Origin of the sequence: Microbispora sp. H10885, from assembly GCF_014161415.1 — a bacterium.
GTDB lineage: Bacteria > Actinomycetota > Actinomycetes > Streptosporangiales > Streptosporangiaceae > Microbispora > Microbispora triticiradicis.
The window spans coordinates 423,198-443,759 of record NZ_JABBWY010000005.1; the positions used below are offsets into that span (position 1 = coordinate 423,198).

The 20,562-nt window shown below is 70.8% G+C and carries 18 protein-coding genes; 7 read left to right on the plus strand and 11 right to left on the minus strand.

Annotation, left to right across the window (positions count from 1 at the left end; genetic code table 11):
- Positions 1-51 precede the first annotated feature (51 nt).
- Entirely contained in the window at positions 52-1,332 is a 1,281-nt protein-coding gene (locus tag HHX37_RS16060; protein WP_182885992.1) for a GH1 family beta-glucosidase, read from the plus strand.
- Here HHX37_RS16060 and HHX37_RS16065 read toward each other — a convergent pair.
- Entirely contained in the window at positions 1,314-2,210 is an 897-nt protein-coding gene (locus HHX37_RS16065) for a coiled-coil domain-containing protein (RefSeq protein ID WP_182875411.1), read from the minus strand. The genes HHX37_RS16060 and HHX37_RS16065 overlap by 19 nt on opposite strands.
- 213 nt (positions 2,211-2,423) lie before the next feature.
- Between HHX37_RS16065 and HHX37_RS16070 the strand changes: the two genes are divergently transcribed.
- Positions 2,424-5,486, plus strand: a complete 3,063-nt coding sequence (locus HHX37_RS16070) for a M14 family metallopeptidase (protein WP_182881397.1) — start codon at positions 2,424-2,426, stop codon at positions 5,484-5,486.
- Positions 5,487-5,633: 147 nt separating this feature from the next.
- On the plus strand, positions 5,634-7,070 hold the full coding sequence (locus HHX37_RS16075; protein ID WP_182885905.1) for an aldehyde dehydrogenase: 1,437 nt from the start codon (positions 5,634-5,636) through the stop codon (positions 7,068-7,070).
- A 239-nt stretch (positions 7,071-7,309) separates the two neighbouring features.
- Here the strand turns inward: HHX37_RS16075 and HHX37_RS16080 are convergent, their stop codons facing one another.
- The 4 genes from HHX37_RS16080 to HHX37_RS16095 form a co-directional block, all read right to left on the minus strand.
- Positions 7,310-8,065, minus strand: coding sequence for an alpha/beta hydrolase (locus HHX37_RS16080; RefSeq protein WP_244302424.1), 756 nt, complete (start codon positions 8,063-8,065; stop codon positions 7,310-7,312).
- Positions 8,066-8,132: 67 nt separating this feature from the next.
- The gene (locus tag HHX37_RS16085; protein ID WP_182885906.1) at positions 8,133-8,939 is read right to left on the minus strand and encodes a hypothetical protein; all 807 of its coding nucleotides are present in this window, start codon (positions 8,937-8,939) and stop codon (positions 8,133-8,135) included.
- A 22-nt stretch (positions 8,940-8,961) separates the two neighbouring features.
- Positions 8,962-10,185, minus strand: a complete 1,224-nt coding sequence (locus HHX37_RS16090) for an NRAMP family divalent metal transporter (protein ID WP_182885907.1) — start codon at positions 10,183-10,185, stop codon at positions 8,962-8,964.
- Entirely contained in the window at positions 10,182-10,625 is a 444-nt protein-coding gene (locus tag HHX37_RS16095) for a hypothetical protein (protein WP_182881393.1), read from the minus strand. The genes HHX37_RS16090 and HHX37_RS16095 overlap by 4 nt, the downstream gene beginning before the upstream one ends.
- A gap of 303 nt (positions 10,626-10,928) precedes the next feature.
- Between HHX37_RS16095 and typA the strand changes: the two genes are divergently transcribed.
- Both typA and HHX37_RS16105 read left to right on the plus strand, forming a co-directional pair.
- The gene (gene typA / locus HHX37_RS16100; RefSeq protein WP_117408430.1) at positions 10,929-12,782 is read left to right on the plus strand and encodes a translational GTPase TypA; all 1,854 of its coding nucleotides are present in this window, start codon (positions 10,929-10,931) and stop codon (positions 12,780-12,782) included.
- A 136-nt stretch (positions 12,783-12,918) separates the two neighbouring features.
- Positions 12,919-13,557, plus strand: a complete 639-nt coding sequence (locus HHX37_RS16105; RefSeq protein WP_182885908.1) for a superoxide dismutase family protein — start codon at positions 12,919-12,921, stop codon at positions 13,555-13,557.
- Between the two features lie 64 nt (positions 13,558-13,621).
- Here the strand turns inward: HHX37_RS16105 and HHX37_RS16110 are convergent, their stop codons facing one another.
- The 3 genes from HHX37_RS16110 to HHX37_RS16120 form a co-directional block, all read right to left on the minus strand.
- On the minus strand, positions 13,622-14,458 hold the full coding sequence (locus HHX37_RS16110) for a polysaccharide deacetylase family protein (RefSeq protein ID WP_182875404.1): 837 nt from the start codon (positions 14,456-14,458) through the stop codon (positions 13,622-13,624).
- A 34-nt stretch (positions 14,459-14,492) separates the two neighbouring features.
- Positions 14,493-14,798 (minus strand): hypothetical protein, encoded by a 306-nt coding sequence (locus tag HHX37_RS16115; protein WP_117408427.1) that lies wholly within the window; start codon positions 14,796-14,798, stop codon positions 14,493-14,495.
- Between the two features lie 161 nt (positions 14,799-14,959).
- Complete coding sequence (locus tag HHX37_RS16120; RefSeq protein ID WP_117408426.1) at positions 14,960-15,535, minus strand: helix-turn-helix domain-containing protein; 576 nt, start codon at positions 15,533-15,535, stop codon at positions 14,960-14,962.
- 44 nt (positions 15,536-15,579) lie between these two features.
- Here HHX37_RS16120 and HHX37_RS16125 point away from each other — a divergent pair, with 44 nt between their 5' ends.
- Positions 15,580-16,440, plus strand: a complete 861-nt coding sequence (locus HHX37_RS16125; protein ID WP_220499233.1) for a DMT family transporter — start codon at positions 15,580-15,582, stop codon at positions 16,438-16,440.
- A 124-nt stretch (positions 16,441-16,564) separates the two neighbouring features.
- Here HHX37_RS16125 and HHX37_RS16130 read toward each other — a convergent pair whose 3' ends face one another.
- A complete protein-coding gene (locus tag HHX37_RS16130) occupies positions 16,565-17,158 on the minus strand; it encodes a sigma-70 family RNA polymerase sigma factor (RefSeq protein WP_117408425.1) in 594 nt (197 codons plus the stop codon).
- Between the two features lie 288 nt (positions 17,159-17,446).
- Between HHX37_RS16130 and HHX37_RS16135 the strand changes: the two genes are divergently transcribed.
- Positions 17,447-18,517: a PLP-dependent cysteine synthase family protein gene (locus HHX37_RS16135; RefSeq protein ID WP_182885909.1), complete on the plus strand. Its 1,071-nt coding sequence runs from the start codon at positions 17,447-17,449 to the stop codon at positions 18,515-18,517.
- A 94-nt stretch (positions 18,518-18,611) separates the two neighbouring features.
- Here HHX37_RS16135 and HHX37_RS16140 read toward each other — a convergent pair whose 3' ends face one another.
- The gene (locus tag HHX37_RS16140) at positions 18,612-19,154 is read right to left on the minus strand and encodes a dihydrofolate reductase family protein (protein ID WP_182881390.1); all 543 of its coding nucleotides are present in this window, start codon (positions 19,152-19,154) and stop codon (positions 18,612-18,614) included.
- A 136-nt stretch (positions 19,155-19,290) separates the two neighbouring features.
- Complete coding sequence (gene ftsY / locus HHX37_RS16145; RefSeq protein ID WP_117408422.1) at positions 19,291-20,463, minus strand: signal recognition particle-docking protein FtsY; 1,173 nt, start codon at positions 20,461-20,463, stop codon at positions 19,291-19,293.
- Positions 20,464-20,562 lie beyond the last annotated feature (99 nt).

Consider the following 20,562-nt stretch of genomic DNA (forward strand, 5'->3'; position numbering starts at 1 on the left):
CATCAGGCGGATACGTTAACGCGAGTAACGCTCATGATAACGGGAGACGGCATGTTCCTGTGGGGTACGGCCACCGCGTCCTACCAGATCGAAGGAGCCGTCGCGGAGGACGGCCGGGGCCCCTCCGTCTGGGACACCTTCTCCCACACCCCCCACAAGGTCCGTGACGGGCATACCGGCGACGTCGCCTGCGACCACTATCACCGGTACGCCGAGGACGTCGCCCTGATGGCCGGTCTGGGGGTGGACGCCTACCGGTTCTCGATCGCCTGGCCGCGAGTCCTGCCGACCGGCCGGGGCCGGGTCAACCAGGCCGGGCTCGACTTCTACGACCGCCTCGTGGACGCGCTCCACGAGAAGGGGATCACCCCGGTCCCGACGCTCTTCCACTGGGACCTGCCGCAGGCCCTGGAGGACGAGGGCGGCTGGCTCGACCGCGACACGTCGCGATATTTCGCCGACTACGCCGCCGTCGTGGCCGACCGGCTCGCCGACCGGGTCTCCATGTGGATCACACTGAACGAGCCGTTCGTCCACATGGTGTACGGATACGCCCTCGGCATGCACGCCCCCGGCAGGACGCTCATGCTCGGCGCGCTGCCGACCGCCCACCACCAGCTACTCGGCCACGGCCTGGCAACACAGGCGCTGCGGGCGGCCGGAGCGCGCCACGTGCTGATCACGAACAACTGCACGCCCGTCTGGCCGGCCTCCGGCTCCGAGCAGGACCTCGCCGCCGCCGAGGCGTACGACGTCCTGCACAACCGGCTGTTCAACGACCCGGTCCTCACCGGCGCCTACCCCGACCTGTCGGCGTACGGCGTGGAACTGCCCGTGAAGACAGGCGACCTGGAGACGATCGCCCAGCCGCTCGACGGCCTGGGCGTCAACTACTACATGCCGACGCGGATCTCCGGCCCCGGCGGGGGCGACCTGCCGTTCGAGTTCGAGCCGATCTCCGGTCATCCCGTGACCGCCTTCGGCTGGCCCGTCGTCCCCGGCGGCCTCCGCCAGCTGCTCGGCTCCCTCACCGCCCGGTACGGCGACGCGCTCCCGCCCGTCTACGTCACCGAGAACGGCTGCTCGTACGACGGCCTGGACGACCAGGAGCGGATCGCCTACCTCGACGGCCACATCCGGGCGATGCGGGAGGCGGACGCGGACGTGCGCGGCTACTTCGTCTGGTCGCTGCTGGACAACTTCGAGTGGGCCGAGGGCTACCACCAGCGGTTCGGCCTGGTCCACGTCGACTTCGAGACCCTGAGGCGCACCCCGAAGGCGTCCTACCACTGGTTCGCGGACTTCCTGAAGGCTCAGAGCACCGACACGTGAACGTGGTCGTAGTGGTTGGCGGTGATCCCCCCGCGGTCGGACATCATCCGCCACCCGGCCCCGGTGCGCATGTCGTAGAAGCGCTGCTGCCAGATGATGTACATGATCCCGTACTGGCTCGCGTGCTGGATGCACCACTGGGCGAGGGCGTCGCCCCGCTCCTTGGCCACCGCGTCGGGCATGCGGCCACCGCTGCTCATCATGAAGTCGCAGGCGCGGCCCTTGCCGTGTTCGCCCGGGTCCCCCGGCCGCAGGCAGCCGACGCTGAAGGGCATCGGGAACTGCGACATGATCGCGTTGCGCACCGTGATCATGCGCTGGGTCAGGCCGCTGCCGGCGTCGGGGGCCTGGAAGCCGTACTTGGCCATCAGGGTCTCGATCTCGCGCCGCTTCGCCTTCAGCTCCTTGATGTGGCGCTGCAGCTTGTCGATCTCGGCGTCGGCGTCGCGGCTCGCCTTCCGCTGCTTGGCGATCAACGCCCTGATGCCGTTCAGCCGCTCCGACTTCGCGTCACCCAGATAGGCCAGCGTCGACAGCGAGCTCAGGTCGCCCGACACCGAGAAGAGCTGTGAGGCGTCCATGCCGCCGCTCATGTAGGAGGTCTGGGCGAACTGGGTGACCGCCCGCTGGGCCGCGCGCAGGTCCACCTTCAGCTTCCCGACCTTGGCGGACGCCTTCTTGGCGGCCAGTTCCGCGTCCTCCAGGCTGAGGATCTCCCCGCGGTACTCCTTCTGCAGCGCGGCGGCCTCCTTCGTCAGCCTGCGCAGTTTGGCCTGCTGGCCGGGCTCGGCCGAGGCGGTGAACGCGCCTGAGACAGCGGGTGCGGCGAGGAGCACGGTGGTGACCACCGCCAGTCTGGCCCAGCGTCCCGACCGCACGTCGACCTCCACTCGGATTCGGTCCGAAACTATAGGAGACGATCTTTATGTCTGCTAGCGGAACAGGAGAAACTGTTGGGTTGAAAGCGAGCAATCGTCGGGTTCCGCGTTCTGTGATCGATTCGAGACTTACGCGTCGCCTTACTGCACTTGAACGCGGATTGACCGCGACGGAGATTCGGGAGATCGCTACCCCTCACGAAGGGCTCCTCGATGTCCCGACGAGTGATCGTCTCGACCCTGGCCGCCGTGGCCCTCGGCGCGGCGCTCCTGGCGCCGGCCGTGCCGGCGCAGGCCGGCCAGGGCGACCCGCTCCCGCCCACGGACCAGATCGACCTCTACCAGCTCGACAGCGCGCCCGGAACCGCGGCCACGCTGAACCAGAAGGGCTTCGACGTCGTCCAGCAGCACCCCTCGGGCGACCAGGAGCACGTCGAGCTGACGGCGACGCCCGCCGACGTCAAGAAGCTCCAGATCCTCGGCTACCGGCCGCAACCGGTTCGCAACCCCCAGGGCCAGACGCAGTTGCAGGCGGCCAGGGCCCAGGCGGCCGGCGGATACACCGTCTGGAGGTCCTACTCGGAGAAGGGCGGCATCGCCGACCAGCTCAAGGCCATCGCGGACGCCAACAAGGACGTCGCGAAGCTGGAGTCGATCGGCAAGACCGTCCAGGGTAAGGACATCCTCGCCCTCAAGCTGACCGCGCTGGCCCGGGTGCTGCCCGACGGCCTGAAGCCCGCCGTGCTCTACTCCGCCACCCAGCACGCCCGGGAGTGGATCGCGACCGAGGTCGACATGCGGCTGCTGAAGTACCTGGTGGCCAACAAGGGCAAGTCCGACGTCGCGAAGCTGCTGGCCACCACCGAGGTGTGGTTCGTGCCGGTGGCCAACCCCGACGGCTACGACTTCACCTTCACCGAGGGCAACCGGCTCTGGCGCAAGAACCTCCGCGACAACGACGGCGACGGCCAGATCACCGGCGTCGACGGGGTCGACCCCAACCGCAACTACCCCACCAAGTGGGGATACGACGAGGAGGGCTCCTCCAGCGTCTTCAGCAGCGAGACCTACCGCGGCACCGCCCCGGCGTCGGAGCCCGAGACCCGGGCCCTGGACGGCCTGCTCAAGCGGCTGCGCTTCAAGGCCCAGGTCAACTACCACTCGTACGGCCCGCTGCTGCTCTATCCCGAGGGCTGGCAGGTCCAGACGACGACCGCGGACGATCCCATCTACCTGGCCCTGACCGGGACCGACGAGAAGCCCGCCGTGCCCGGCTTCGACCCCGGCGTCGGCGCCGAGCTCTACACCACCAACGGCGAGACCACCGACCACGCGCACAAGGCGTACGGCACGCTCGCCTGGACGCCGGAGCTGGAGGAGGGCTGTGACGGCTGCGGCTTCGTGTTCCCCGACGACGAGGGGCTGGTGCAGGCCGAGTTCGAGAAGCAACTGCCGTTCGCGCTGGACATCGCGAAGTCGGCGCTGAACCCGAGCGAGCCCGTCAGCCACCTCGGCAACACGGTCCCCGACTTCGTCGTCGACCCGTTCGACGTCAGCTACGGCACCGACCAGGTCGTGCAGGTCGACGCCAAGCGCAAGCTCGGTCCCGTCGTCCTCAACTACCAGATCAACGGCGGGCGGACGAAGATCGCGCCGACGAGCGAGTGGAAGGGCGGCGAGCGGTACGGCGAGGGCTACGACACCTACTTCCACCGGCTGAGGGGCACGGTGAAGGGCGCCAAGCCCGGTGACCGGGTGAAGGTCTGGTTCACCTCGCTCCTCAGGAAGAGCGACGACTTCACCTACACGGTGTCCACGGACATCGGCGGGAAGGTGCTGGTCGTCGCGGCGGAGGACGTCACGGGGATCAGCCCCGCGCAGGGCGCGACCGAGGCGAAGTACGCCGGGGCCTACACCACGGCGCTGACGGGGTCCGGCTACTCCTCCGACGTGTACGACGTGGACAAGAACGGCCGGAAGGCGCCCCACCCGCTCGGGGTCCTCAGCCACTACAAGGCCGTCGTCTGGGAGACCGGCGACGACATCATCCCCCGCGCGGCCGGGCAGCCCGGCGGCACCGCCGCGAACCTGGCCGAGGAGCTGGAACTCGCGTTCCGCGACTACCTCAACGAGGGCGGCAAACTGCTCGTCACCGGAAAATACGCGTTGTACGGCCAGAACGTCGACGGCGCCTACTGGTACGAGCCGGACTATCCGGCGCAGCCCGAGTGCACGACGCTGAGCAAGCCGCCGTGCCTGGCGCTCAGCAACGACTTCGTGCAGTACTACCTCGGCGCCTACACCTTCGTGGAAGGCGGCGGCCAGGACGCGGACGGCGCCACGGTGCCGCTGCAGGGCACGAGCGGCGCCTTCGCCGGGTTCCTCGGCACGCTCAACGGCGGCGACTCGCCCGGCAACCAGAACCACACCTCCGCGTTCGTCACGACCTCGTCGGTGCTGCCGGTCGGCCGGTTCCCGCAGTTCGCCAGCGCGGCCCCGCTGAAGTGGCAGTACGCCGGGGGCTCGCCCTTCGCGCCGCACACGGGCGCGTGGGACGTGCAGAGCGGCGAGGCGGACCAGTCGTACAAGCGGCTCACGAGGACGATCGACCTCACCGGCAAGACCAGTGGCGAGCTGTCGTTCTGGACGTCGTACAACACCGAGCCGGACTGGGACTTCCTCACCGTCGAGGCGCACACGGCCGGCCAGGACGACTGGACGACGCTCCCCGACGCGAACGGGCACACCACGCAGGAGCCCGGTGAGAGCTGCGCCGGCGGCTGGGCGGACCTCCACCCGTTCACCGCCCACTACCAGACGTACGACGGCGCCTCGTCGTGCACGGCGACCGGCACCACCGGCGCCTGGAACGCGGCCTCCGGCTCGTCGAACGGCTGGCAGCAGTGGACGATCGACCTGACGGCGTACGCGGGCAAGCAGGTCGAGGTGTCGATCTCCTACATCAGCGACTGGGGCACCCAGGGCCTCGGCGTCTGGCTGGACGACGCGACGGTCAAGGCCGACGGCGCGGTCGTCTCGCAGACCTCGTTCGAGGACGGCCTCGGCGGCTGGACCGTCGCGGGCCCGCCCCCGGGCTCGGCGGACGCGCTGAACGACTGGACGCGCAGCGACCAGACACTGGAGGACGGCGCCGGCGTCACGACGCAGGACACGGTCTACTTCGGCTTCGGCGCCGAGGGTGCGACGACCCAGGCCATGCGGACCGACCTGGTCCGCCGGTCGATGCGGCACCTGCTCGGACCGGCCCTTCCGTAGGGCTGCGCCGGAGAACCCGTGGCCCGGTCCTCGCCGTACGGCGGGGGCCGGGCCACGGCCGCGCTCCTGCCGTGCCGGCTCTTGCCAACACCGAGCAGAACATGATTCGGTCTCCGTGTGTGGTCAAGCCCGATCGGGGAGGCAGGCATGCGGCAGCACGACACGCTGTTCGTCGGCGGCGACTGGGTGGCCCCCGCGGGCACGGGCACGATCGAGGTGGTCTCCCCGCACACCGAGGAGGTCGTCGGCCGGGTCCCGGACGGCACCGCGGCCGACATGAACCGCGCGGTCGCGGCCGCCAGGGACGCCTTCGACAACGGGCCGTGGCCACGCATGACGATGGCCGAGCGCGCGGCGGTGGTGGGACGCCTCGCGGAGATCTACGAGGCGCGCCAGGCCGAGATGGCAGAGCTGATCACGCTGGAGATGGGCGCCCCGATCACGTTCTCCCGGCTCGCCCAGACCCCGCAGCCGCTGGGGATGCTGAAGTACTTCGCCGGTCTCGGCGCCGCCTTCCCCGTCGAGGAGGAGCGGCCCGGCCTGTTCGGCCCCGTGACCGTCCGCCGCGAACCGGTCGGCGTCGTCGCGGCCGTGGTCCCCTGGAACGTCCCCCAGTTCGTCACGATGAGCAAGCTGGCCCCGGCGCTCGTCGCGGGCTGCACCGTCGTGCTCAAGCCCGCCCCCGAGACGCCTCTCGACGCCTACCTGCTCGCCGAGATGATCCACGACGCCGGGATCCCCGCCGGGGTCGTGAACATCGTCCCGGCCGGCCGTGAGGCGGGCGAGCACCTCGTCTCCCACCCGGGCGTCGACAAGGTCGCCTTCACCGGCTCGACCGCGGCCGGCCGCCGGATCGCCGCGATCTGCGGCGAGCGGCTCAAGCGGTGCACGCTGGAGCTGGGCGGCAAGTCGGCGGCGATCATCCTGGACGACTGCGACCTGCCCTCGGCCATGGGCATGCTGTCGATGGCCACGCTGATGAACAACGGCCAGGCGTGCGTGGCGCAGACCCGCGTCCTCGCCTCCCGCGCCCGGTACGACGAGGTGGTGCAGGCCGTCGCCCACATGGTGACGAGCCAGCGGGTGGGCGACCCCGCCGACCCGGCCACCGGCATCGGCCCGCTGGTGGCCCGGCGCCAGCAGGAGCGGGTCGAGGGTTACATCAGGTCGGGCGTCGAGGAGGGGGCCAAGCCCGTCGTCGGCGGCCTCGACCGGCCGTACGACCGGGGCTGGTACGTCGCCCCCACCGTCTTCGCCGGCGCCACCAACGACATGCGCATCGCCCGCGAGGAGATCTTCGGCCCGGTCCTCACGGTGATCCCGTACGAGGACGAGGCGGACGCCGTGCGGATCGCCAACGACAGCGACTACGGCCTGTCCGGCTCGGTCTGGACCGGCGACGCCGAACACGGCATGGGGATCGCCCGCCAGGTGCGCACCGGCACGTACGGCGTCAACACGATGCACACGCTCGACCCGAACACCCCGTTCGGCGGGTTCAAGGCCAGCGGCCTCGGCCGTGAACTCGGCCCCGAGGGCCTGTCGGCCTACCTGGAGCACAAGTCCATCGCCCGCCTGGGCTGATGCGTGCGTCCCTCCGGCCTGGTGCGGCACGCGTGCCGCACCAGGCCGGTGGACCGCCCAGCGCGCCCCCGCGACGCTGCGCTTCCCGCTCACCATCGAGGCGCTCACATCCGGCAGGTCGTGCCGGAGGCACGCCATAAACACTGCCCTCGTCGTGCTCTGGTCGCTTCGCTCCCGCGCACTCCTCAGTCCAGACGCCGGCGCGCCCCTCAGGCTCGCTCTGGCCATATAGACGACCCTTATGCGGGTTTGGTTCGCGAAATCCACCGACCAATTCTGCGAATCAGATCGGGGGTGGCCGCCGCCTCGGCGTGGCCGTAGCCGGGCTCGATCCAGAGCTCCTTCGGCTCCCCGGCGCTTTCGTAGAGCTGGTGGGCATGTTCGATGGGGAAGAACGGGTCCCGGTCCCCGTGCACGATCAGCAAGGGCGTGGGGGCGACCATCGCCGCCGCCTCGTGCGGCGGGAGCGGCACGGGGTCCCATCCTTCGACCGCGATCCTGGTCCGCTTGGCCAGCCGGACCGCCAGCCGCCCGTGCCAGCGCTCGATCGCCCAGTGCACCTGGCGCATGGGCTTGGTGCCCCGGTAGTACCAGCGGGCCGGACCGCTCACCGCGACCACCGCGTCCACGCCCCCGTGCAGCGCGGCGTGCCGTACGACGACGGCCGCGCCCATCGAGAAGCCGAGCGTGACGATCCGGCGGTAACCGATCGAGCGGGCGAGCTTGACCGCCGCGTCCACGTCGAGGACTTCCAGGTCACCGACCGTCGACCGGCCGCCGGAGCGTCCGTGGCCCCGGAAGTCGAACGACACCACCCCGCCGAACCTCGACAGGACGTGCACGATGCGGCGGGTGTCCGGCCCTCTCCACGTGCCGGTGAACCCGTGCGCGACCACGACGCCGAGGTCGAGAGAGCCGTTGGGCGTGTGCGCCGCGTCGATGCGGACGCCGTCCGCCGTCCGCAGCATCGCTCCGTAAGCAGCAGCGAGAGCCATGCCTCCGACCTTATTTCCCCCCATGTCACTTCTCTCCCGCATGCCGCCCCCACGCGACGGGAAACCGTCACAGGTCGGCGGTCGAGCGCAGCCGGTCCCAGGCGACCCCCAGCCTGACCTCGTCGTCGTCGAGCGACTCGATCTGGTCCCACTCGGCGTACCGGATCTCGCCGTGCATGCGCCGCACGAGGGCGCCGAGCAGCGACGGCCGCCAGAGACCAGGACCGCGCTCGTACCCGAAGAGCCGCCCGGCACGCCGCCGGGCGATCAGCAGACCGGCGAGCCGGAAGGCCTGCCGGACCTCCGCGAGCAGCGGCCCGTCCTGAACGAGGCGGACGTCCGCCGTGTCACCGGCGACCTCCCCCGACGGGCCGCGGACCGTACGGCCGAGCAGTCCGCCGAGCCGCATCGTGTCCGGCCTGTCCTCCTCCCTCTCCCGCACCCTGAGGGTCTTCTCCGACGCGTCCCCCGCCGTGCTTTCGGGAGCATCCTGCTCGGGTGTGCCCGCCGCTCCCGGGATCCGGCCGACGACGTTCCTGGTCAGCCAGCGCTCCAGCGCCAGGTCCTGCGGGTGGCCGGCCACCCGCACGGCGCTGCCGACGTCGGTCACCAGGCTCATGTCGATGCGGTACGGCCCGGGCCGCGCCTCCCCCCGGAAAAGGCGGTCGGTCTCCGTCATCAGCCATCCCGGCAGACCGCCGAGACGTGGACCGAGCGCCAGCGGCCCCGACAGGATCGCCGTGACGTACGGCCGGTCGCCGGGCCGCACCTCCAGGTCGTCCACCTTGCACAGCAGGCGGTCGTCACTCTCCCTGACGACCTGCCGGTCGAGCAGGTGCAGGCGGGCGTGCAGCACCCGCGCGTGCTCGTTCACGGTTCCCTCGCCTCCCGGGTCGTCACTGGCCCGCCTTCGTCGCGATCATCAGGGGGATGGCCGCGAGCGCCACGACGAGCAGCAGCACCATGTAGAAGCTGCCCAGCACGTTGCTGAATCTGCCGTTGACCTTCGCCCCCATGTAGTCGGGATCGTTGGCGATCATGAGAACCGGCAGGTAGGTGAGCGGCAGGGCCGCGGCCGAGAAGACCAGCGAATACTCGGTCACCTTGATCGGGTCGATGGTGGTGAGGATCAGCGCGGTCGCGACGATCACCGAGGCGAGCACGGTCACGTGGAACCGGGCGGCCCGGCCGGGCACCACATACTTGCCCCACTGCCAGCCGAAATACTGGCTCAGCGAGTAGCCCGACGACAGGGCGGTCTCCAGCGTCGCGCCGAACGTGGCCGCGAACACCCCGAGGATCACCACACCGAGCCCGACCTTGCCCAGTCCCTCGGCGACCGGCAGCACCATCTGCCCGAGCGAGCCGGGCTCGGCCTCGACCGGCATGAAGACGGTCGCCGCGCACGCCGCGATCGCCAGCGACAGCGCACCGCCGAGGGGGAAGCCGACGAACACGTTCGCCCGCGCGGTCACCAGATCCTTGCGCGTCCACTTCTCCTCGACACCGCCCGAGGAGAAGAAGAACACCTCGTACGGCGTCATCGCCCCGCCGAGCAGCGCGATCGCGTAGTAGAGGTAGGTCGGCACCCCCTCGTCCTGCGGCGGCCGGGCGAGCTGCGTGGTCAGCTCGCCCCAGTCGGGCCCGAGCTGCCACAGCGCGACGATGAACACGACGAGCGCGAGCCCGGCGAGCCCGAAGACGCGTTCCATGGTCTCGAACTTCACCCGCCACATGACCAGCCAGGCGACCAGGGCCACCGGCGGCACCCACAGCAGGTAGTTGATCCCGGTCACCAGCTCCAGCGCGAGCGCGGAGCCGCCGATCTCGGCCGCGAGCGTGAGCACGTTGATGAAGAACGACGCGCCGAGGTTGACCAGCCCGGCACGCGGACCCATGCGCTCGCGGACGAGATCGAAGACCGGCCGCTGCGACACCGCCGCGATCCTGCCGGACATCTCGGCGAAGACGCAGATCCCGATGATGCCGACGATCACCACCCACGCGAGGGACATCCCGAACCTCGACCCCACGACGGCGTTGGCGACCAGGTCGCCGATGTCCACGAAGCCGCCGAAGGCCGTCAGGATGCCGAGCGTGACCGCGAGGAGTCTCTTCATCTGTGCTTCTCCGCGAAGTCGCTCAGCTCGCTCGCGAGCCCGTCCAGGTCCCGTACGGCCGCCTCCGGGTCCTTGACCCCGTCGCGACGCCACTGGATGAGCAGGTCCGCCACCTCGCTCTCGGCCCTCTCGGTCAGGCGCAGCACCTCGTCCCTGACGCGGTCCGAGGAGTCCGAGGGCGGTTGCACGCCGCCGAACTGGTCGTTCACGCTGCTCAGGTCCTGCACCGCCTCGGTCAGCACCACCTCGGCGTACGGCCCGGTCATCCGGTCCCGGTGCGCCACGACGGAACGCGCGAACCGCACGGCCGAGACGGCCGACTCGGCCGTCTTCCCGGCCTTGAGCGCGTAGTCGTGGTCGTCCCACGCGGGGCTGACGCAGGCGGACAGCAGGAGTGCCGTCAGGAGGGCGAGCGGTGCCAGCCGAGCAAGTGGGATCATGTGCGCCGCCGCAGCAGGAGGTAGGCGAGGACGAGGAGCGGCACGAGCAACTCCGCCCAGGCGATCAGCAGCACGAGTCCTTCATCCGTCACAGCCGATTCACCTGCCCGGACGGCAGGCCTTTGAACGGAGTGGAATGCGAGCGGCGGCGCCGGCGTTGCCATCGAGGGCCCCGGAGCCGTCGGCGCGTGCCGGCGATCGGGATCAACTAAACTGGTATGGCCGCGTCTTGCGGCTGCTGTGCGTCTCGCTTCGGTCCCGGGACGCGGACGACACCCCGACGAACCAGAGCGAGACTTCCCTATGCCTATGAACACCCGCGACGACCTGCGGAACATCGCGATCATCGCGCACGTCGACCACGGCAAGACCACGCTGGTCGACGCCATGCTCTGGCAGTCCGGCGCGTTCCGGGCCAACCAGGACGTGGACGAGCGCGTCATGGACTCCAACGACCTGGAGCGCGAGAAGGGCATCACCATTCTCGCCAAGAACACCGCCGTCAGGCACGGCGGCATGACGCTGAACATCATCGACACCCCCGGCCACGCCGACTTCGGCGGCGAGGTCGAGCGCGGGCTGTCGATGGTCGACGGCGTCGTGCTGCTGGTGGACGCCTCCGAGGGCCCGCTGCCGCAGACCCGCTTCGTGCTGCGCAAGGCGCTGTCGGCCAAGATGCCGGTCATCCTGTGCATCAACAAGGTCGACCGCCCGGACGCCCGGATCGCCGAGGTCGTCGACGAGGTGTACGAGCTGTTCATCGACCTGGACGCCACCGAGGAGCAGATCGACTTCCCGATCGTGTACGCCTCGGCCAAGGCGGGCCGGGCGTCGCTGGCGCGTCCCGCCGACGGCGGCATGCCCGACTCGCCCGACCTCGAGCCGCTGTTCGAGACGATCAAGAAGACGATCCCGGCGCCGGTGTACGACCCCTCCGCGCCGCTCCAGGCGCACGTCACCAACCTCGACGCCTCCAGCTACCTGGGCCGGATCGCGCTGTGCCGGGTCCACCACGGCACCATCCGCAAGGGCCAGCAGGTCGCCTGGTGCCGCACCGACGGCACCGTCCAGCGCGTCAAGATCTCCGAGCTGCTGATGACCGAGGCGCTGGAGCGCAAGCCCGCCGAGGAGGCCGGGCCGGGCGACATCATCGCCATCGCCGGCATCCCGGAGATCATGATCGGTGAGACGCTGGCCGACCCGGACGACCCGCGCCCGCTGCCGCTGATCACGGTCGACGAGCCGGCGATCTCCATGACGATCGGCACCAACACCAGCCCGCTGGTGGGCAAGGTCAAGGGCGCCAAGGTCACCGCCCGCCTGGTGAAGGACCGCCTCGACAAGGAACTGGTCGGCAACGTCTCGCTGCGCGTGCTGCCCACCGAGACCCCGGACGCGTGGGAGGTCCAGGGCCGCGGCGAGCTGGCCCTGGCCATCCTGGTGGAGCAGATGCGCCGCGAGGGCTACGAGCTGACCGTCGGCAAGCCGCAGGTCGTGACCAGGACGATCGACGGGAAGCTGCACGAGCCGGTCGAGCGCCTCACCGTCGACTGCCCGGAGGAGTACCTGGGCGCGGTCACCCAGCTCCTGGCCGTGCGCAAGGGCCGCATGGAGCACATGACGAACCACGGCACCGGCTGGATCCGCATGGAGTTCGTGGTGCCGTCGCGCGGCCTGATCGGCTTCCGCACCGAGTTCCTCACCGAGACCCGCGGCACCGGCCTGGTCCACCACGTCTTCGACGGCTACGAGCCGTGGTTCGGCGAGCTGCGCACCCGCAACACCGGTTCGCTGGTCGCCGACCGGTCGGGCCAGGTCACCGCGTTCGCCATGATGAACCTGCAGGAGCGCGGCACCCTGTTCGTCTCCCCCAGCACCGAGGTGTACGAAGGAATGATCGTCGGCGAGAACTCGCGCTCGGACGACATGGACGTGAACATCACCAAGGAGAAGAAGCTCACGAACATGCGCTCCTCCACCAGCGAGGAGACCGAGAAGCTGATCCCGCCGCGCGTGCTGTCGCTGGAGCAGGCCCTGGAGTTCATCCGCGACGACGAGTGCGTGGAGATCACCCCGCAGACCGTGCGCATCCGGAAGGTCGTCCTGGACTCCGCCCTCCGGGGCCGCGCCGCCGCCCGCGCCAAGCGCGCCAACTGACCTCCTCACCCGCTCGCCCGGCCCGCGACGCCAAGAACGGGTAAACGGCGGGCACAGACGGCGTCGTTCGTCCTCCTCGGCCCGGCTCACCGTGCTCTGCTGTCGGATGCGTCAAGCGTCTGAGGAGGACAGCGCCATGCCTCGCCCACCCCGTTTCGCCCTGGGTCTCTCGCTGGGACTGGCCGTGGCCGGCGGCCTCGCCCTGGGACTCGCCGCCACGGCCGTCCCCGGGGCGTCCGCCGCTCCCGCGACACCGTCACGCACCGGTGGGACGGCGGCCGCCGTCGTCAGGGACGCCTCCGGGCGCGTCCTGGGCAGCGTCCGGTTCGAGCGGTACGACCTGGAGAAGACCAGGGTCAGCGTCAGCGTGCGCGGGCTCGCCCCCGGGTTCCACGGCTTCCACATCCACGCGGCGGGCGTGTGCGACCCGCGTGCCGTCGACCGGGACACGGGCACGCCGTTCTCCAGCGCCGGAAGCCACCTCGGCCCGGGCACGCACGGCGCCGGGGCCGGGGACATGCCTCCGCTGCTGGCCGCGGACGACGGAACCGCCTCCGCCTCCTTCGTGACCGACCGGTTCACGCTGGAGGATCTCGCGGACGCCAACGGAAGCGCGGTCGTGGTGCACGCCGGACCGGACAACTTCGCCCACATCCCGAAAAGGTACTTCCACCGCCCCGACTCGATGGGGGCCACCGGCCCGGACCTCACCACCCGCAGGACCGGCGACGCCGGCGCGCGCGTCGGCTGCGGTGTCGTCAGGCCGCGCGCCTGACCGGCATGCCCGACCCACATGCCCGGGGTGGACGGACGGCTGGGACGCTCCCGGCGCCACGCCGTCAGCGGTTCGTGTACGTCTTCCCCGGTGCGGGGCTGCCGAGCAGCTCGGAGACGGTGACGTACGTGAAGCCCTTGCGGTCGAGCTCGTCGAGCAGGTGGGGCAGCGCCTGCACGGTGGTGGGGTGGATGTCGTGCATCAGCACGATGTCGCCCGGCTTGGCCGCGGCGCTGCGCTGGGCGATCACGGTGGGGTTGCGGTTGAGCCAGTCGAGGGTGTCGACCGCCCACAGGATCTGCGCGAGGCCCTCCTGCTTCGACTCCTCCTCCACCGACTTGTTCGTCGCGCCGTACGGCGGGCGCATGAGCCGCATCCGGACACCGGTGACCGTCCGTACGGCCTCCTGGGTCCGCTCCAGCTCGCGCCGCAGGGCCTCGGGCGCGAGGCCGGACAGCGAGGCGTGGTCCCAGGAGTGGTTGCCGAGCTCGTGCCCCTCGGAGGCCATGCGGCGGACGAAGTCCCGGGTCTCCCCCGTGATCATCTGGCCGAGCATGAAGAACGTGGCCCGGGCGTGATGGGCGGCGAGCAGGTCGAGCACGTGCCCGGTGTACTCGGCGGGCCCGTCGTCGAAGGTCAGCGCCACGCACCGGTGCTGCCGGCAGTCGATCTGCCGGGGCGGCGGCACCGCGGGCAGGCGTGCCCCGGGCGCTCCCCGCTGCGCCCCGGCGAGCCGCCAGCGCAGCAGGTCGGCGTCGAACCGCCGCACCGGCCCGAAACGGAAGTGCGGCGCCACGGCCCGCACCGCCTTGCGCTCGGCTCCCCGCAGCGAAGGCGCGGACCTGCTCTGGGCGCATCCGGCGACCAGCGCCAACGACAGCAGCACGAATCCGATCCGCATACGACCCCCCGGAGCAGGCGGGGGGCCACGAACGTCACGGATAGCCGCCGGCGGCTCCCCCCCGCAGAACCCTGTCCAGCTCCTCCCACCAGGGCGGCACGTCCGCTTTCAGTTCGGCGTGTCTGCGAGCCACCCGGACGGCGCACCCTGCGGGATCCGTACCCAGGTGCCGGCACTTCACGGCACCCTCGCGCCAACGGTAAAACCCGTCACGGAAGGTCACGACGAGGCCTATCCACACCGAGAGGGTAGCCTCGTCGCCGATCTCGTACGCGTCGGCCACCCCGAGCGCGGCGAGTTCCGCGCGAAGTTTTTCCACCGCGACCCGCGACTCGCTCACCGGGCACCGCCCCCCTGCCCACCAGACACGTACAAAAAGGGATGTACCCAAGCTTGAGGCGGCGCCTTCCGATTCATTCTGTAATCATCGACCACTCAGCGTCACCGCGCAGCCCTTACTCGTGAGTCATGTGGCCCCAGGCGCGGCGGGATGGCCGCGATCTAGGGCGAGGGCTCCCTGGGTTCGGTGACGACCATCACGAACCGCAGCGGCGCGTCGCCTTCGTTGGCGTACCGGTGCGGGCGGTCGGCGCTGAACACGACCGCGTCGCCGGTCCCGACGACGTGGCTCCGGCCGTACACGCCGAGGGTGAGCCGCCCCTCCAGCACGGTGAGCATCTCGCGGGTGCCCGCGGGGTGCGCGTCGCCGTCGTGGTGCTCGCCCGGCGCGAGGCGCCAGTCCCAGAGTTCGAGGATCGCGGGCGCGTCGGTCCCGACGAGCAGGCGGGCCGATCCTCCCCCGGGCTGTTCGAACGTCACGACCTCCGACTCGGGCACGATCCGGACGACCGGCGTGTCGGCGACCTCCACCAGCCGGGCGAGGGTGACGCCGAGCGCGTCGGCGATGCGCGTGAGCGTGTTGACGCTGGGGTTGGTGCGGCCCTGCTCGATCTGCACGAGCATGCCGCGGCTCACGTTCGACCTGGCCGCGAGTTCGTCGAGGGTCATCCCCCGGTGGGCGCGCTGGCCGCGCACGTTCGCGGCGATGGCCGCGGTGATCGTCCCGGGTTCCGGCATGCGTCCATTATATTGGTCTACTATTGCAGTCCATTGCACTATTCATGAAGTTTTCTTGGGGGTTGGTCGTGACGGCGATCACGCTCGCGACCGCATGCGCGGTGATCTTCGGTACGGCCGACTTCTTCGGGGGCCTCGCCACCAGACGATCGAAGGTGCTGGCCGTCGTCGTGCTCTCGCAACTGGGCGGCATGCTGCTGGTCGTCGCCCTCCTCCCGATCCTGCCGGGGCACGCCAGTACGGCGGCGCTGCTCTGGGGGACGGCGTCCGGCGTCGCCGGGGCCTTCGGCATCGTGCTGTTCTACCGCGGCCTGGCCACCGGCATGATGTCCGTGGTCGCCCCCACCACCGCCACGACCGCGATGGCGGTCCCGGTGGTCTTCGGCCTGCTCACCGGCGACCGTCCGTCGCCCCTGGCGCTGGGCGGGGTCGCGCTCGGCCTGTTCGCCGTCCTGCTGGTCAGCCGGGAGCCGGGCGGCGGGGCGAGCCGTCCGAGGCTCGGCCCGGTCGTCGCCGCGCTGGTGTCGGGAGCGGGCTTCGGCGGGTTCTTCGTGCTGCTCAAGCTTGCTCCGGCCGACTCGGGGGCCTGGCCGCTGCTGGGCGCGAGGCTCGCGTCGATCACGCTCGTCGCCCTCCTCGCCCTCGCCACGCGCAGGGGCCTGCGCCCGGCGCCGGGCTCCCTGCGGGTGACGGTCGTGGCCGGCGTGCTCGACATGGCCGCCAACGTGCTGTATCTCTTCGCGGCGCAGCGGGGGATGCTCACCCTGGTGGCGGTCCTGGTGTCGCTCTATCCGGCGAGCACGCTGCTGCTGGCGAGGTACGTGCTGGGCGAACGGCTGAGCCCCGTGCAGATCACCGGCGTCGGCTTCGCGCTCGGCGCGATCGCCCTCATCGCCGCCGCCTGACCAGCCCCGCTGAGAGGCCGGGCTCAGGCGGCGCGGCCCGGCTCGGAGAGGCCGGCCTCAGGCAGCGCGGCCCGGCTCGGAGAGGCCGGGCCAGGTGGCACGGCCCGGCTCGGAGAGGCCGGGCTCAGGCAGCGCAGGCGGGTTCGGGCACCCGGACGACGCCCTCCTCGCGGGCGTAGCCCTCGAGCATTCCCCGCAGCTGCCGGCGGCCCCGGTGCAGGCGGGACATGACGGTGCCGATCGGGGTGCCCATCCGGTCGGCGATCTCCTTGTACGCGAACCCCTCGACGTCGGCCAGGTAGACCGCCACCCGGAACTCCTCCGGCAGGGCGCGCAGGGCGTTCATCACGACGCTGTCGGGGATCAGGTCGAGCGCCTCGGTCTCGGCGGAGCGCAGGCCGGTCGACATGTGCGACTCCGCCGCGGCGAGCTGCCAGTCCTCGATCTCCTCGGCGGCCGACAGCTTGGGCGACCGCTGCCTCTTGCGGTAGTCGTTGATGAAGTTGTTGGTCAGGATCCTGTGCAGCCACGCCTTGAGGTTCGTGCCCTCGCGGAACTGGTGGTAGGAGGTGTACGCCTTGGCGACCGTCTCCTGGACCAGGTCCTCCGCGTCGGCGGGGTTGCGCGTCAGGCGCATGGCGGAGGCGTAGAGCTGGCTCGTCACCGGCACGACCTCACGCTCGAACCATGTCTGCCGCTGCTCGTCGGTCGAGATCATCTCTTCCCCCTACGGAACTTATCCCCCGTTACCCGTCCGGCCCGAACACATGCGAGGACGACCGTTCATTGTTCTGCCAAGGACATCGTGCCGGTCGGGGCCTAAGCACGCCGTTAGCTCGTCCGGAGTGGTCATCCTCATCCCTCAGCCCCATCACTCAGCGCCATCGCTTCCGGGGCCGGTCCCACGCGGCCAGGTCACGCGCAGGCCGAACAAGTCTCGTTAGCGTAACACTGAAGCCTCAATCCGGCGTAAAATGTGGCGGAGTTCACTGGCTAAAGTGGCGCCATGAACCACCTGGACCGGCATGACGCCGCGACGCGGGCGTGGGTGGCCGAGGCCATCCAGGCCGTCGAGGCCGACGCCAACCGAAGCTGCGACACTCATCTCCACGCCTTCCCGCTCCCTTCGCACTGGGGTGTCGACCTCTACTTGAAAGACGAGTCGGTACACCCGACCGGTTCACTCAAGCACCGTCTCGCCCGGTCCCTCTTCCTGTACGGCCTCGCCAACGGCTGGATCGGCCCCACCACGACGATCATCGAGGCGTCCAGCGGGTCCACCGCCGTGAGCGAGGCGTACTTCGCCCGCCTGCTCGGCCTGCCGTTCATCGCGGTGATCCCGGCGGGCACGTCCCCGGAGAAGCGGGAGATCATCGAGTTCTACGGCGGCAAATGTCACCTCGTGGACGACCCGAGGGCCATCTACGACGAGTCACACCGCCTCGCCGCCGAGACCGGCGGCCACTACATGGACCAGTTCACCTACGCGGAACGGGCGACGGACTGGCGGGGCAACAACAACATCGCCGAGAGCGTCTTCCAGCAGATGGCCCTGGAGCGGCACCCCGAGCCCGCCTGGATCGTGGTCGGCGCGGGGACCGGCGGGACCTCGGCGACGATCGGCCGCTACATCCGCTACCGCCGCCATCAGACCCGGCTGTGCGTGGCGGACCCGGAGGGCTCGGCGTTCTACCCGTCCTGGGTCTCCGGCGAGGAGCGCGGCGGCGCCGGATCGCGGATCGAGGGGATCGGCCGGCCGAGGGTCGAGCCGTCGTTCCTGCCGACGGTCATCGACAGGATGTGCCAGGTCCCGGACGCGCTGTCGATCGCGGCCATGCACTGGGTCAGGGAGGTCACCCGCCGGGAGGTCGGCGGCTCGACCGGCACCAACATCGCGGCGGCCGTACAGATCATCCGGGAGATGCGCGAACGGGGCGAGCGGGGCAGCGTGGTCACCCTGATCTGCGACGGCGCGGAGCGCTACCGCGACACCTACGGCAGCCCGCGCTGGCTCGCCGACCAGGGCATCGACATCGGGCCCCACCTCGGCGACCTGCGCGCGTTCCTCGCGAGCTGACCCGAGCCGATCGGGCTGCGCTGACCTGACCTGAGCTGCGCTGACCCGAGCTGAGCCGGCCTGGCCGGGGCGACCCGGCCCCCGGCCAGGGCTCCTATCGGACGACGCGCAGCCAGATGGTCGTCGCGGCCGGCGTCTCGGTCAGGCTGAGGCGTTCCAGCCGGACCCGGGCGCCGCCCGCGTGCTCGAACAGCCGGACCCCGTCCCCGAGCAGGACGGGCGCCACGAACACGAGGATCTCGTCGAGAACCCCGGCCTCGACGCACTGCCGGGCGACCTCGGCGCCGAGGATGTTGACGTACTTGTCACCCGCCGCGGCCTTGGCGGCGGCGACACCCTCCATCAGGTCGCCGACGAAGGTGACACCCGGCACCGGCGTCGCCGGGGCGAGGTGGGTGAGCACGAACTGCGGCCCCTCCCACCCGCCGCCGAAGGGCTTGCCCTCCTTGTCGGTGCCCCGATGCGGGTCGTCGCCGCCGAACGTGCGGTTGCCGACGAGCAGCGCGCCGATGTCGCGGATCAGCCGATCCACCAGCGGGTTCGGCCCGATGTGCTCGGTCAGCCAGGACATGTCGCCGCCGGGCCCCGCGATGTAGCCGTCCACCGACATCGTGGCCGAGTACAGCATCTTCGCCATGACCTACCTCCACAGGATGGATCCTCGTCGAGGCAAGATAGCGAGCGGCCCTGACAAACAACCGGCCCTGACGACCACCGGCCGTGACGACGACCGGCGGGTCCGGGGCGGGCCGCCGGGCCCGCCCCGCCCGCCGCTACTCGCCGATGAGGGCGTCCACGAAGACCTCGGGGTCGAACGGCGCGAGGTCGTCCGGGCCCTCGCCGAGGCCGACGAGCTTCACCGGCACGCCCAGCTCGCGCTGGACCGAGATCACGATGCCGCCCTTGGCGGTGCCGTCCAGCTTGGTCAGGGCGATGCCGGTCACGTTCACCACCTCGGCGAAGACCTGCGCCTGGCGCATGCCGTTCTGGCCGGTGGTCGCGTCGAGGACGAGCAGCACCTCGTCCACCGTCGCCTTCTTCTCGATCACCCGCTTGACCTTGCCCAGCTCGTCCATGAGACCGGTCTTGGTGTGCAGCCGTCCCGCGGTGTCGATGATCACGGTGTCGGCCTTGTCCTCGATGCCCTTGGCCACGGCGTCGAACGCCACGGACGCCGGGTCGCCGCCCTCGGGGCCGCGGACGACGCCCGCGCCGACCCGGTCGCCCCACGTCTGGAGCTGGTCGGTGGCGGCGGCCCGGAAGGTGTCGGCGGCGCCGAGCACGACCTTCCCGCCGTCGCCGACCAGCACCCGGGCGAGCTTGCCCGAGGTGGTGGTCTTGCCGGTGCCGTTGACGCCGACGACGAGCACGACGGCGGGCCGCTCCCCGTGCGGCCGGGTGTGGAGGGTGCGGTCGAGGTCCGGCGCGATCTGCGTGAGCAGTTCCTCGCGCAGCAGCCTGCGCACCTCGTCGGGGGTGCGGCTGCCGAGCACCTTCACCTTCGTCCGCAGTTCCTCCACCATCGCGCGGGTGGGCGCGACGCCGACGTCGGCGGTGATCAGGGTCTCCTCGATCTCGTCCCAGACGTCGTCGTCGAGCCGGTCCCGCGACAGCAGTTCGAGCAGTCCCCTGCCGAGGACGTTCTGCGAGCGGGCCAGGCGGCTGCGCAGCCGGACCATCCGTCCCGCCGACGGCGGCGGGACCTCGATCTCCGGAGCCTTGATCAGCTCCTCGATGGGGGGAGGCAGCGTGGTCGTCGTGCCGCCGTCCTCCTCGCCCAGTCCCGCCTTGAGCGGCTCCTCCACGACGGGAGCCTTAGGCTCGGGCGGGGCCGGCGGCGCGGGCGGCAGGTCCTTCGCCTTCGGCCGGAACAGCAGCCACAGGCCACCCACCGCCAGTATGGCGACGATGGCCACGATCACGATGATGCCGAGGTAACCGTCCACACCATGCAGTTTCCCAGACAACCGGCAGTGCTCGGTCGCGCGGACCTGCCCGCCGCGCGCCGCACGCCCCGGCCGTCACCGGATCGGGGCGCCCGGAGA